The sequence below is a fragment of the Candidatus Dadabacteria bacterium genome, from assembly GCA_009837205.1.
Taxonomy (GTDB): domain Bacteria; phylum Desulfobacterota_D; class UBA1144; order Nemesobacterales; family Nemesobacteraceae; genus Nemesobacter.
Genome location: VXTZ01000005.1, coordinates 1 through 13,280, shown reverse-complemented (window position 1 = coordinate 13,280; position 13,280 = coordinate 1). Strand labels below are relative to the sequence as shown.

At 51.4% G+C, this 13,280-nt stretch carries 11 protein-coding genes; 5 read left to right on the top strand and 6 right to left on the bottom strand.

Features of this window, described 5'->3' with window-relative positions:
• The first annotated feature begins 114 nt into the window (after positions 1–114).
• Positions 115–774 (top strand): NADPH-dependent F420 reductase, encoded by a 660-nt coding sequence (gene npdG / locus F4Z13_00560; protein ID MXZ47736.1) that lies wholly within the window; start codon positions 115–117, stop codon positions 772–774.
• A gap of 4 nt (positions 775–778) precedes the next feature.
• On the opposite strand, the gene F4Z13_00555 is transcribed toward npdG, so the two are convergent.
• Together F4Z13_00555 and F4Z13_00550 are read right to left on the bottom strand one after the other, a co-directional pair.
• Entirely contained in the window at positions 779–1,198 is a 420-nt protein-coding gene (locus tag F4Z13_00555) for a YjbQ family protein (protein MXZ47735.1), read from the bottom strand.
• Positions 1,199–1,205: 7 nt separating this feature from the next.
• Positions 1,206–2,180, bottom strand: coding sequence for a hypothetical protein (locus tag F4Z13_00550; protein MXZ47734.1), 975 nt, complete (start codon positions 2,178–2,180; stop codon positions 1,206–1,208).
• A gap of 378 nt (positions 2,181–2,558) precedes the next feature.
• Here F4Z13_00550 and F4Z13_00545 point away from each other — a divergent pair, with 378 nt between their 5' ends.
• Positions 2,559–3,632: a hypothetical protein gene (locus F4Z13_00545; GenBank protein MXZ47733.1), complete on the top strand. Its 1,074-nt coding sequence runs from the start codon at positions 2,559–2,561 to the stop codon at positions 3,630–3,632.
• A gap of 104 nt (positions 3,633–3,736) precedes the next feature.
• On the opposite strand, the gene F4Z13_00540 is transcribed toward F4Z13_00545, so the two are convergent.
• The gene (locus F4Z13_00540) at positions 3,737–4,156 is read right to left on the bottom strand and encodes an Hsp20/alpha crystallin family protein (protein MXZ47732.1); all 420 of its coding nucleotides are present in this window, start codon (positions 4,154–4,156) and stop codon (positions 3,737–3,739) included.
• Positions 4,157–4,284: 128 nt separating this feature from the next.
• On the opposite strand from F4Z13_00540, the gene F4Z13_00535 reads away from it, so the two are divergent.
• Complete coding sequence (locus F4Z13_00535) at positions 4,285–6,003, top strand: thiamine pyrophosphate-binding protein (protein ID MXZ47731.1); 1,719 nt, start codon at positions 4,285–4,287, stop codon at positions 6,001–6,003.
• A gap of 25 nt (positions 6,004–6,028) precedes the next feature.
• On the opposite strand, the gene lepA is transcribed toward F4Z13_00535, so the two are convergent.
• A complete protein-coding gene (lepA, locus tag F4Z13_00530; protein MXZ47730.1) occupies positions 6,029–7,825 on the bottom strand; it encodes an elongation factor 4 in 1,797 nt (598 codons plus the stop codon).
• Between the two features lie 231 nt (positions 7,826–8,056).
• Between lepA and F4Z13_00525 the strand changes: the two genes are divergently transcribed.
• The gene (locus tag F4Z13_00525; protein ID MXZ47729.1) at positions 8,057–10,597 is read left to right on the top strand and encodes a TonB-dependent receptor; all 2,541 of its coding nucleotides are present in this window, start codon (positions 8,057–8,059) and stop codon (positions 10,595–10,597) included.
• 76 nt (positions 10,598–10,673) lie between these two features.
• On the opposite strand, the gene F4Z13_00520 is transcribed toward F4Z13_00525, so the two are convergent.
• Positions 10,674–12,068: an aldehyde dehydrogenase family protein gene (locus F4Z13_00520; GenBank protein ID MXZ47728.1), complete on the bottom strand. Its 1,395-nt coding sequence runs from the start codon at positions 12,066–12,068 to the stop codon at positions 10,674–10,676.
• 110 nt (positions 12,069–12,178) lie between these two features.
• On the opposite strand from F4Z13_00520, the gene msrB reads away from it, so the two are divergent.
• A complete protein-coding gene (gene msrB / locus F4Z13_00515; protein ID MXZ47727.1) occupies positions 12,179–12,676 on the top strand; it encodes a peptide-methionine (R)-S-oxide reductase MsrB in 498 nt (165 codons plus the stop codon).
• A 311-nt stretch (positions 12,677–12,987) separates the two neighbouring features.
• Here msrB and F4Z13_00510 read toward each other — a convergent pair.
• Positions 12,988–13,280: transposase (locus F4Z13_00510; GenBank protein MXZ47726.1), on the bottom strand; the 293-nt coding region annotated here is incomplete at its 5' end.

Here is a 13,280-nt window from a genome sequence, read left to right as displayed (position 1 = left end):
AGATTGAGACTCGTTCTCTTTTCCCGACATGATCTTGGCTATGCTTGAAAAACACTTCGGAGGCATATACGATAGAAGTTCTGTAAAATTTTTGACGCAAGGAGAGATCAAAAAATGAAAATTTCACTTCTAGGTGGGACGGGAGACATAGCGGAAGGTCTGGTGCTGCGGTGGTCAAGAGCGGGACATGAGATCTACATAGGTTCTAGAAGCGAGGAAAAAGCGCTTGGCATAGCGGCTGGCCACGCGGAAACGCTCGAGGGGCTCGGAATCGAATCGAACATACACGGCATGGCGAACGCAGACGCTGCGGCGGCTTCCGAGGTAATAATAATAAGCATTCCTCCCGAGTATGCGGCGGCCACTGTAGCGGGATGCGGCGACAGCATCACGGATCAGATAGTCGTAACCCCGGTAGTCTCGATGAAGAGAGAAGGCAAGACTTTTCTGTTCGATCCTCCCGCACAGGGTTCTTCGGCTCTTGAGATAAAGGACGCGCTTCCCGAAACGGCGAGGCTAGTGTCCGCTTATCACAATCTTCCCGCAAACGAACTTGCCAAAATAGACGAGGACCTTGATTACGACGTGGTCATATGCGGGGATGACGAGGGAGCTAAAGAGGTGATCAAGAACCTTACCGAGGAAATGAAGGACCTTAGGGTGCTTGACGCGGGTCCGCTTGAGATCTCCTCGATGATAGAGTCGCTTACGCCCCTTATCGTTAACCTTAACGTAAGGTACAAGCCCTCGCATTTTTCAGTCAAGTTTGTCTGAGGCGTCATTCTCCGATAATCTGGATGATTACCCTTCTTGTTCTGGGGCGATTATCGAAGTCAACGAGCACTATCTGCTGCCAGGTGCCGAGTAACGGACCGCTTTCTGAGAACGGAACCGTAAGCGAGGGGCCGAGCACCGACGCTCTCACGTGCGAGTGACCGTTTCCGTCGCCCCATCTGGCGTTGTGCGCGTAGTGCATGGCCTCCGGTGCCATTCTTTCAAACGCGTCTTTCAGGTCGGAGAGCACTCCGCTTTCATACTCTATAGTAGTGACCCCACAGGTCGAGCCGGCGACAAAGACCGTGGCCGTTCCCGAGGATAATTCCGCCTTGGAGAGCTCGCGGCTCACGTGAGGAGTTATGTCCAGTATGTCGCAGTCGCCCTGGGTGTTTATCGTGAATGATTTCGTTTCAACCGGCATCTTGTCCTCAGAAAAGTTCCAGCTGGCGCGGCTTTTTAAACGCCGTTATGTTCCACCCGTCCTTCTCAAGTCCCTCCGTGAAACTGTCGCCGAAATTTCCCCTTATGATCACGTTCTCGGGCCTTGAAACGCCAAGATATTCTGAGATCTCGTCGTATCCAAAGTGATTGCTTAATGGGAACGCCACCTCGGCCCGTAGAGCCGATCTAACAAACGTTCCGTTTTCCATTGAGCGGCCGCTTATCACCGCAACCTTCTTTCTTTGAAGGTTTTCGATGACCGCAGAGTCCCTGTAGGAAAGAGGGGCTATTAAGACCTTGTTTTTGAAATGCTTTCTTTTAATCCCTCCGTAAGGCGGAATTTTTATCCCGAGTTCCTCATAGAGCCTTAGAGTCTTAGCCATCGCTGGATGAAGGCTCATCTCGATGTCTCTTTCCCCGAGGAAGATTATAAGGTCCTGCGCTTTTCCCATGGGGTTTACCAGGATTACCGGCACGTTGTCCTCAAACAGCGTCCTGTTTACGAATTCGAATACGGATTCCATTACTACTTCGGGCGGCGGGAAAATGAACTTCGGTGCTCCGTAAGCGCAGTTTACGACCAGCGTGTCACATCTTCTGAGTTCCGCGTAACCGGCGGTGCCGGTATTCTTAAGCTTGAAACCGCCCGCGTAAACGATCCTTTTTCCGTCTTTTTCGATCACTACCTGCGCCGCCCCGAGCATCTGTCCCGATGGGATGAGCTCAATCGAGTAGCTGCCTAGGGTAAAAGGTTTTCCGTAAGGGGAGGAAAGAACCGCGGAGCCTTTTATTTTTTTCCCCAGAAGTTTTATCGTTTCGGGCGTAGCTATGATTTTTTCGCTGCGGGGAAGTTTGTTGAAGTTTGCGCTTGAAACAAAAGAAAGCGGCACGGCCCGTTTCGAGTCGAAGTATATATCGGTACCGGCAAGCTTTATTTCAGAGCTAGAACTGATCTCCAGCATACGGAAGGAAATTTACTTTAGTTTTTCCTTCATAACAAGCGATTCGTCCCGGCCTCGCCGACTTCCTGGATCAGTCGCTTGGCGGTGGATGATAAGGATGTTCGGCCTACGGGTGTGTTGGGACAAAAAAACCGTCGCCCTCGCCGGTTTTCTCGGTCGTTACTTCACTTACTCAAGTGAGGAAGACCTTCTGTTGCGAGGAGACTTGCATGTCAAACTATACTGCCCGTAGTACGGGTTATACCTAGTTTTGCCCTGAAAGTGCTTGACAGGGTTACTGCTTTCTTGTTCTAATTTGTAAGATAAATGTCACTAATGACCCGGCGAGAGTCGGGACTCTTTAGGGATTAAACTTAACAAATCAGTAAGGAGGATATAATGGGAATCTTAATGCGAAATACTGTCTTTAAGACAGCGGCCCTTGCGGGTCTTTTTTCATGCATGCTGATGCTTGCAGGCGCCTTTTCCGGTATTACGACTTCGGTGCACGCTATACACGCTGACGAGGTAGATACCGAAGCAGAACTTGAGCAATTTGTAAAAGAGGCGATTGATGAATATTACATAAATACCATTATAAAGAGTTGTGATTTTAGTAGCGCTCCTTTTGGTCCTGCGATTGAAGCAGCGGGACTAGATCTTGCAACTGCTACGGTAGATGAAATAAAGAGAGTTATTCCTCTTTTTCCTGCTGTCGGTCTAACAGGTAGGTCGGATGTAGAGCCGTATTGCGATTTTAGCCAACGCTTCGGCGAGGTCTTTGGCTATGAAGAGGGAGATTGGAAGTCGGGTTCCATATATCTTTTCATTATGGATGATAACGGAATTACGCTTTATAACGGAGATGACCCAGAGGATGAGAACATGCGTGTGGTTGCCGTGGACGAGGGTGGAAATGATGTCGGGAAGTTAATTGTTGACGGGGCGGAGACTTCCATGGCCTCCGGCGCCATTGTTAAATATTGCTGGGAAGACCCGGGTGTAGACGGTGACGAAATAGACGATGGCAATCCTGCAACAGCCCCTGGCGACTCTTTGAAAGTTAGCTATGTTGTAGACCCCTTTGAATACTTGGGAGCGCCGGCGCTCTCCGCTTCTCCGGGTGTTATCTTCGGTTCCGGCATCTATCCGGGAGAGGACAGCGAATTTCCAGCATGTGACGGGGACGGAATGGCTGATGGCGGAGAAGAGATGGAAGAGATGATGGAAGAAGAAATGGAAGAACCCATGGAAGAGCCTATGGAAGAACCTATGGAGGAAGCTGAAGATGTTGAGGACATAGTGGAAGATGTCGTCGATAGTGTCAGCGGCGGAGGCTGTGCAATTGCGGCGGGAAGCGACAGTACTCCTCGGGGCGATGCGCTTAACCTGCTGTTAATAGTGTCCGCTCTGCTTTTTACCGTATCGTTCGGAAACCGTGCAGTGGGCAGACGGAACGGCAATAGCTCTTAGTTTTTAGGGATGTTTTTTGACTAAGCACCTCTCCAGAGCGGATTGGTGTTTTAGCCAAAACAAGTAAAGGGGGAGCGTCGCTTGGCGCTCCCCCTTTTTTTTGATCAATTCACCTCTATTTTCTTTGAAGGTTCATCCTGCTTTCTCGGCAGGGTGAGGCGCAGGACGCCGTCTTTGTACTCGGCCTTTATGTTTTCCCTGTCTATGTTGTCGTCAAGAAAAAAACTTCTCTCAAACAGTCCGTAGGATCTCTCGACCCTTAGATATCCTTCCTTCTCGGTCTTGTTCTCAAGCTTTTTTTCTCCCTTTATCGTAAGCCGGTTGTCCTTTACGTCTATGTCAAGGTCTTCCCTGCTTACCCCGGGAAGTTCCGCCGATAAAACGAAATTGTCTCCGTCGTCAAAAATATCAACTCTCGGACTCCGGCCACCCTCCGCCGCATCGGAATCAAAAACCCTTGGGAAGGCGCTTGCGAAGTTACGAAAGACATTGGCTGGCTCCAATAGATTTACTGCGTATTTCATTGTCTTTACCTCCGTTTAAATGAATTTTTTGTCCCCGTTTCCCACTTCCGCAATTCCATATTAATCATCATCCGGGGGCACTCAAGGAATTTTTTTTGTTTCCCCCAGGTTGTATTTCCCTCCAAATAATGGTTTGTTTGATTAAGGGAGAACCACTCATGGCGAGACTGCAGGGCGGATATCTGGTTTCCAAGGCTCTTTACGACCTGGGAGTGAAAGACATCTTTACCCTCGGAGGGGGACACATAAACCCTGTCTACAGGGCCTGTACGGATCTTGGCATAAGGCTTGTCGACACCCATCATGAACAGGGGGCCGCGATGGCGGCGGATGCTTACGGAAGACTCAGAAGAGTGCCTGGGATATGCCTTGTGACGGCGGGTCCCGGACTTACAAACGCCCTCACGGGGGTATCGGGCTCTTACCTTGCCAATTCTCCCATGATCCTGATTTCGGGACGTTCGGGGATCGAGGAGAACGACAGGATGTCCCTTCAGGAGATAGACCAGGAAGCAATCGTAAGGCCCGTTACGAAGTGGGCGAGAACGGTTTACGAAGTCGGAAGACTCGAAGAGTACGTTTCGGCTGCCTACGGGGCCGCGATCTCTGCCAGGCCGGGGCCTGCGTACCTTGGAATGTCCTACGAGGTCCTTTACCCCAGTTGCGATGAAAAGGAGACTTCACCCGCAAGGGCTCCCGTTCCGGACACGGACTGCGAACCGCCCGAGCACAAAATCTCGGAATTTTTCCGGTTGCTTTCCGACTCGAAGAGACCCGTTGTGATTGTCGGAAGCGGCGGCTGGTACTCGGGTGCGGAGCAAAGCATTTTGGAATTCGCGGAAAGACTTGGAGCGCCTTTTTTCACTCTTAACATGGGAAGAGGTATCCTGCCGGACAACCACAAATGCTGCTTCGGGGCGGCATCACCTGCAAGTCTTGGGGGATTCAGGGAGATAAGCGCAAACGCGGACCTTGTGATTCTTCTTGGGATAAGGCTTAGCATCTACGCCGGGTTCGGAAATACAATAGACCCCGAGGCCAAAACGGTCCAGGTGGATATCCATCCCGAGGAGATCGGGAGAAACCGCCCGGCCGATCTCGGGATAGTCTGCGATCTAGATTCTTTTCTCGCGAAGGCGAATCTTTACGCCCGGGAAAACAAGAGAAGCTTCGATTTTCGTTCCTGGATGAAGGATGCCCGCTCCTCAAGGTCCCGCGCCCGCGCGGCGTTTCGCCGGACCGTTTCCAAATCGAAGGGAATCCACCCGGCTACGGTAGCAAAAACTGTTTCGGATTACTTGGGGGGAGGGGGAATAATCGCGGTTGACGGCGGAGACTGCCAGTCATGGACAGACCTTTCATCCGAAGTAAGAACCCCTGGGCATTACCTTAAGGGAGGCCCGCTTGGATGCATGGGCGTCGGAGTGCCTTTTGCCCTCGGGGCAAAGGTCGCTTTTCCCGAAAAGCCCGTGGTGCTCGTGACCGGAGATGGAGCCGTGGCCATGAATTTCATGGAGATGGAAACCGCGGTGAGACACTCTATCCCGTTTGTGGTTGTGGTCTGCAACGATTCCGCGTGGGGAATGACCAAGCATCAGATAGAGATAACCTATCCTGACGCGGGGGTGACCCAGGGAGTGGACCTCGGTTTTGTTGATTTTCACGAAATAATAAAAGCAATGGGCGGGTACGGGGAGAAGATAGAGGATATAAAAGACCTGACCCCAGGCTTGGAAAGGGCTTTTTCCTCGGGACTCCCTTCAGTGATCAACGTGAGAACCGACCCTGATGCGGTAAGCGGCGCAACGCGGGTGATCACGGAGATGATGATGAGGGCGATGGACTGAAGTTTCCTTTCGAGGGGCTTTGCAGTCAGTCGTTTTTAAGCACGGCCAGAAAAGCTTCCTGCGGTATCTCCACCCTTCCTACCTGCTTCATCCTCTTTTTTCCCTCTTTCTGTTTCTCAAGAAGTTTTCTTTTTCTGGTGACGTCTCCCCCGTAGCACTTCGAAGTAACGTCCTTCCTCATCGCCTTTACGGATTCGCGGGCTATGACCCTGCTTCCGATTGCGGCCTGTATGGCTACCTCGTAGAGCTGGCGGGGTATAAGCGACCGGAGTTTTCCTATAAGTCCTCTCCCCCTCTCGTAGGCCTTGTCCTTGTGGGAGATTATCGAGAGCGCATCGACTATGTTTCCGTTAACTAGGATATCGAGCTTTATGAGGTCTGAGTCCTTGTATCCGGCGGGTTCGTAATCCATCGAGGCGTAGCCCTTGGTGACGGATTTTAGATTGTCGTAAAAATCGTAGACTATTTCTGCGAGGGGAAGTTCGTATTCGATTATGGCCCTGTTTTCAGTCACGTAGCTTAGGTTCCTCTGTATGCCCCTTCTTTTCTCGCAGAGCTCGAATATCTGCCCCAGATAATCCGAAGGGGTGTGAACGGAGACGTACACGTACGGTTCCTGGAGCCGGGCCGAGCGGTCGCCGGTCGGAAGCTCGCTGGGATTGTCGACGTACACCCCCCTTCCTCCCGGATAGACGGCCTTGTAAATGACGGTCGGCGCGGTAGTTATGAGATTTACCTCGAATTCCCTCTCCACCCTCTCCCGCACGATTTCCATATGTAGCAGCCCGAGGAAGCCGCAGCGGAAACCGAACCCAAGCGCCAATGACGTCTCGGGCTCGTAAACAAGTGACGAGTCATTGAGCTTGAGCTTCTCGAGCCCTTCCTTGAGCCTGTCGTAATCTCCCGTGTCGATGGGGTAGAGCCCGCTGAAGACCATGGGCTTTATGACCTTGAATCCCTCGAGGGGGTTTTTGATGGGGGAATCGGCATCCGTTATCGTGTCACCGACTCCAGCTTCCCCGATTTCCTTTATGGAGGCGGTTATGAATCCGACCTGTCCCGTCGTGAGCTGCTCAAGTTCCTCTGCCTGCGGAGCAAACGCACCTATCTTCCGCACCTCGTATTTTTTGCCAGTTGCCATGAGCTTGATTCTCATGCCAAGTCTTACCGTTCCCTCGTATATCCTCACCAGCATCACGACGCCTTGGTATGAGTCGAACCAGCTGTCGAATATGAGCGCTTTGAGCCTCGAGTCCTCGGGGCTCTTAGGCGGCGGTACGAGCGCCACGATTGATTCCAGTATCTCCTTCGTGCCGGTTCCGTCCTTGGCGCTTGCCAAAACGGCGTCCTCGGTGGAGATTCCGACTATATCCTCTATTTCTTTTTTCACTCTCTCGGGTTCGGCGGAAGGCAGGTCTATCTTGTTTATGACGGGTATCATCTCAAGCCCTGAATCAGCGGCCAGGTAAGCGTGGGCAAGCGTCTGGGCCTCAACTCCCTGGGAGGCGTCAACCACAAGCAGTGCTCCCTCGCACGCTATGAGGCTCCGCGAAACCTCGTAGCTGAAATCGACGTGCCCGGGGGTGTCTATCAGGTTGAACTCATAGGTTCTGCCGTCATCGGCTTTGTACTTCAGCCTTACCGCCTGGGCCTTTATGGTTATTCCCCTCTCCCTTTCTATTTCCATGTTGTCGAGGAATTGCTCGGTTTTCTCGCGTTCGCTGAGGGTGCCCGTGAACTCAAGAAGCCTGTCGGCAAGAGTTGATTTGCCGTGATCGACGTGAGCTATTATGGAGAAATTTCGAATTAGGTCTGTTTCCATGATCAGGCTGAAAGTATAAAGCAATGTCTTTATGTTTCAAACGGCGTGAAGGTTCATGTGCCTGAATGAAACCTGATCGTCCGCACTTGCTCCGCGGTGGTTTTTCTTAGGATTTGCAAGGAACTGTCATTACTTCTAAATTTTCCGTTTTCCTGAAATATTACGGTTTAAACTATGCTGTGTTCTGTGTTATAATCAAAAATCTGCATTATTAAGTTATGGAGGATTAAGATGAGAAAAGGAATTATTGCGGGGCTTGCCGTGCTGCTCGTCGCAGGTTTGCTAAGTCCCTTGACGCACGCCTTTGAACTCGAAAAGCTCGTAGTGCTCGGAAGCCGTTTTGAGGAACGCAGCGTTTCAGACTCCCCCGTTCCCGTTGACGTCATAACCGAAGAGGAGATCGTCGCGACGGGCCAGACCGAGGTAGGAAGGATTATTCAGGAGCTCATACCGTCTTTTAATTTCTCGAGCTCGACCATAAGCGACGGAACAGACTCTCTTCGTCCCGCCACGCTTCGGGGCCTTGGGCCTGATCAGGTTCTGGTGCTTGTTAACGGAAAGCGCCGCCATAAAAGCGCTCTGATACACGTAAACACCTCCGTGGGTCGCGGTACCGCTGGTGTTGACATGAACACGATTCCCGTAAGTGCCATAAAGAGAATCGAGGTGCTGAGGGACGGTGCTTCAGCGCAGTACGGTTCAGATGCTATATCCGGTGTTATAAACATAGTCCTTAAGGACGGCTACGACGGCAAGATAACGGCGACTGCCGGACAGCTTTACGAAGGAGACGGAGAAACTCTTGTGGCGAGCATAAACAAGGGTTTTTCGCTTGGTGGGGAAAGCGTAGTTAATGCGACCCTTGAAGTAAGGGACAGAAGTAAATCCAACAGGGCCGGGGTAATGGGAGATATCCAGTATCCGGGCAGTGAATGTCTTGATGCGGATGGAAATGCGGCCCCGTGCGGAAGCCTGAGTGGTCCCCGGACGCTTTCAGCCAACAGTGTAAACGATCCCGAGCGCGTTTTTGACAGGGACAGGTTCAGAGTGGGTGACGCAGATTCCACGCACGTAAGCTTCGTGCTCAACATGAGAGCGCCGGTGGACCTGATGGACGGTGAGATTTACAGCTTCTTTGACCTGTCGAAGAGGGAAAACGAGAGCGGAGGTTTTTACAGAAGGGCGAATCAGCTTGACAGAAACCCTGCCGGATCAGCTTATCCGGATGGTTTTCTTCCTCTTATCAACACCAGCATAAATGATATCGCGTTCGGTGCGGGTTTTGAGGGAAACCTTACTGACAGCGTTGAAATGGACGCGAGTTATGTAGTGGGTGGAAACTCTTTTTCCTTTGAGATTACTGATTCCCATAACGCCTCATGGGTCAGGTGTCATACCGGTGAAGCGGAGCAATGTCTCTCCGATGCGGATTACACCGGTTCAATTCCACTGTCCGCCGATGCGGGAGAGCTGAAGCTTCTTCAGCATACAGTGAATCTTGATTTTACGGCTCCCTTTACGTTTGGAAATCTCGCTTGGGGAGGTGAGTACAGAAGGGAGGAATATGAGATAGAAGCCGGCGAACGGTATTCATACGAAGACTACGATGGTCCTGGAGGCAGAGGGTCTCCCGGAATACAGGTATTTCCAGGCTTCAAACCTAGCAATGAGCTCTCGGAAGCGAGGGATGCTTTTTCCGCTTACGCCGACGCAGAGGTTGATGTAGGGGAGATGTTGCTTTTAAGTCCTGCGGTGCGCTACGAGAACTACAGCGATTTCGGAAACACCTTTAACGGAAAGCTCTCCGCCCGAGCCGGACTTTCCGATTCATTTGCCCTTAGGGGTTCCGCGAGCACGGGTTTTAGGGCTCCTTCCATGCAGCAGATTTATTTCAACAACGTCTCGACACAGTTCAATCTTAATGAGCAGACAGGAGAATTTGACGCATTTGAAGTGGGTACTTTCCGCAATGACAGTGATCTTGCGAGGATGATAGGAGTTCCGGAGCTTAAAGAAGAAACTTCAAGGAATTTCAGCGCCGGTTTCGTGTTTAACCCGCTTCCCGCTTTCACAATTACAACCGATTTCTATTACATACTGATTGATGATCGTATTATCCTGAGCGGAAGGATTAGCGAGGGCAATGAAGCCATTCCTCAATCGGTAAGGGATGGCGTAGGGGCGCAGCAGGGCCAGTTCTTCATGAACGCTGCGGACACTACGACCAAGGGAGTGGATGTGGTCGCGAGTTATGATCATTCCTTTTCCGACAATTCTACTTTAAAACTCGTTTTTGCCGGAACTGTAAACGAAACCGAGATCACGGACGTGAATCTTCCGCTCGGCCTTCCTGAAGAGCTTTTTACGGAGCAGGACCGTTCGATTATAGAAGAATGGCAGCCTAAGGACCGGTTCTCCCTTTCCGGGTCTTATTCAAAAGGATTCGCATCCCTGCTGGTTGCTGTTCACCGTTACGGAGAATATACGGTTGTTGACGGCGGAAAAAGCCAGACTTATGGCGCAAAGTACATTACCGATGCAAATCTTAGCCTGGAACTGGGCAAAGTCGGTACGCTTAAAGTTGGGGCCAACAACCTTTTTGATGTAAAGCCGGACAAAAACGAAATCGGCCAGTCAAGGGGCGGTAAAATATATGATCACGATGGGTCTCTTATAGTCGATTCTCCGGGAGTTTTCACCTACTCACGGCGCTCGGCACCTTTCGGATTTAACGGCGGTTATTACTACCTGGCTTACGAGTACAGCTTCTAAGCTTCTCTTGACGCAACGATATTATTTTCCTGCCGGGATGGATTTGTCCCGGCAGGAACTTTTCCCCAAAATCCTCTTATACCGCGGATGACCTTATTACCATAAGTTTTTCGTGGGTCATCTCGCGCATCGTGTACGGAATACCCCCCGTTCCGATTCCCGAGTGCCCGGCCCCACGAAAAGGCATCCAGTCGACCCGAAATGCGGTGTGATCGTTTACAAGCACCGAAGCCGCCTTTAACTCCTTCACGGCTTCAAGTGCGGTATCGATGTTCTTGGTGAATACTGACGCCTGAAACGAGTAGGGGAGACTGTTTGCCAGTTCTATGGCCTCGTCCGTTTTCTCGTACGAGTAAACGGCTATGACGGGTCCGAAGATCTCCTCGCGCGAGAGCCTGCAGTTCTGGCTCGGGTTAAGGATTACAGTGGGTTCGTAGCAGGTTTTCCCTATTCTACTGCCTCCGCAAAGAAGCTCCCCGTCTTTTCTCAAAGCCTCTTTTACCCAGCTGTGGACTCTTGTGACCTCCCTCGGGCTTATGAGGGGGCCTATATGCGTTTCTTCACTCATCGGGTCTCCGACTTTTGTCTCAAGGGCGAGTTTTTTAAGTCCCCTGGCGACCTTTTTCACTACCGAGCTTTGCGCGAAAACCCTTTGCACGGAAACGCAGACCTGGCCCGCGTGGTAGAAGCCGCCTTTTGCGAGAAGGGGAAGCATGTCGTCTATGTCGGCGTCACGCCCTACTATCACGGGAGCCGCGCCCCCGTGCTCAAGAGCGCATCTTGTTCCCGGCGCGAGTCTTGATCTCAGATGCCATCCCACTTTGGCGGAACCGATGAATGTGAGGTAGTTGACCCTTCTGTCGGTGGCCAGCGCTTCGGCGAGCGTATCGTCCACTATAACCGCGCGGGCCCATTTTTCCGGAAGACCGCTCTCGTAGAGAGCTTCGAGCAGGTTAAGGCAGGAAAGGGGAGTATTAAGCGCGGGTTTTATGATTACCGGGCAACCGACGGCCACCGCGGGTATCACCTGGTGAACGGCGAGGTTAAAAGGGTGATTGAAGGCCGAGATGGCCACCACAACCCCTATGGGTTCCCTGAGAGTAAATGCCATCCTGTTAAGGGAAGCGGCGTTTGAGCCCATGGGTATTTCCTCTCCTCCGAGATTGGAGAGGGATTCGGTTGCCACCTTTATTCCGTTTACGGCCCTCGTAATCTCGGCTCTTGTGTCAATGAGAGGTTTTCCTCCCTCTGCCGCTGCGTCCGCTACGATGCGGTCGTAGTTTCTCTCGACAAACTCTCTGGTCCGCTCGAGGATCTCTATTCTTTGCGGAATGGGAATTCTCTCTGACGGCCTATCGGCAAGAGCCCTTGCCTCGGAAAGCGCTTTTTGCATCTCCCTTTTGCTTGTCACGGGAATTTTTCTTATGAGTTTTTCGTCGTAGGCCCCAAGAACCTCAAGTGTTTTCGGCATGCTTTCTCCCTCCTCCTCCCTTCGGTGTGTTTGCTTTTTTAGATACCTGATTTTAAGGCACTTTACATGCCGACAGGGGGTGTTTATATTGAAAAATAGAGGTCGGTTTCATGATTATACGCGGAATTTCCCTGATTGTTTTTGCGGTTGCGGTTCTTGTTGTCTGGCCCCTTCTGCCCGCAGGTGGCGAGCAAGCTGAAAAACCCCTGCCCGAGGGAGTCATGGGACTTACCGCGGAGCAGTGGAGAGAGAAGCTTTCTTCGCTTGAGTACAAAGTTCTCTGGAAAAAAGGCACGGAAGCCCCTTTTTCGGGAGACCTGCTTTATAACAAGAAAAAGGGGACCTATGTCACCGCCGGCTGCGGACAGCCTGTTTTTTCCTCCGAGCATAAATACGATTCAAAAACCGGATGGCCGAGTTTCTGGAGGCCCATAAGCGAGGACGCAGTGAGGATAGTTCCCGATAACTCCTTCGGGCTCAGGCGCTATGAGGTAGTATCAAGTAAATGCGGGGAACACTTGGGACATGTTTTCAAAGATGGTCCTCCTCCGACGGGACTTAGATACTGCATAAACTCGGTTGCTTTGGATTTTATTCCTTCCGGGTAATGCCATTTTGCTCCAGATTGCGGATCTAATTTAGGGGGTTCTATGCCTTGTGCCCTGTTTTACACAGGATGTGAGTCTGGTGTTTTTGTTCTAGGTGCATATTCCGATTTATTCGTACACCTTTTTCATCGGTCGTTAAACGGGTAAACTACCACGCATGGGCACTTCTAAAAATTGATTTGCGGTTCAAGATTGCGGGCAACTTCCCATTTTCCCTTTCAACCAAGGGGGTTTTCGTCATGCAAAGCCGTTTTTCGTGCCATAAAAAGCAATTCTCTCCGTTTCATGATCATTTCTGACCCCGTTTCCGCTTATACCGTTCCCTCAAGATAAACCATCCGCCGCATGTTGTACGCCAGATTCTTAAGACCTATGTGCGCCCTGGCCCTCACTATCCCTACGCTCCTTAGAAGTCTCCCGCCCATGTCGTTGCTCTGTGCCCCGAACACATGCTCAACCCTCACCCTCACCGCCGAATAAATCCTGTTGGCATACTCGGCCCATCTCCCAAGCGGCCTGTTCCGTGAACCCTTGCGGTGTACATGGCTCCTGTATCCCTTCTCCTGAAGTTTCTTCTCCGTCTCCTTCGACCTGTATGCGCTGT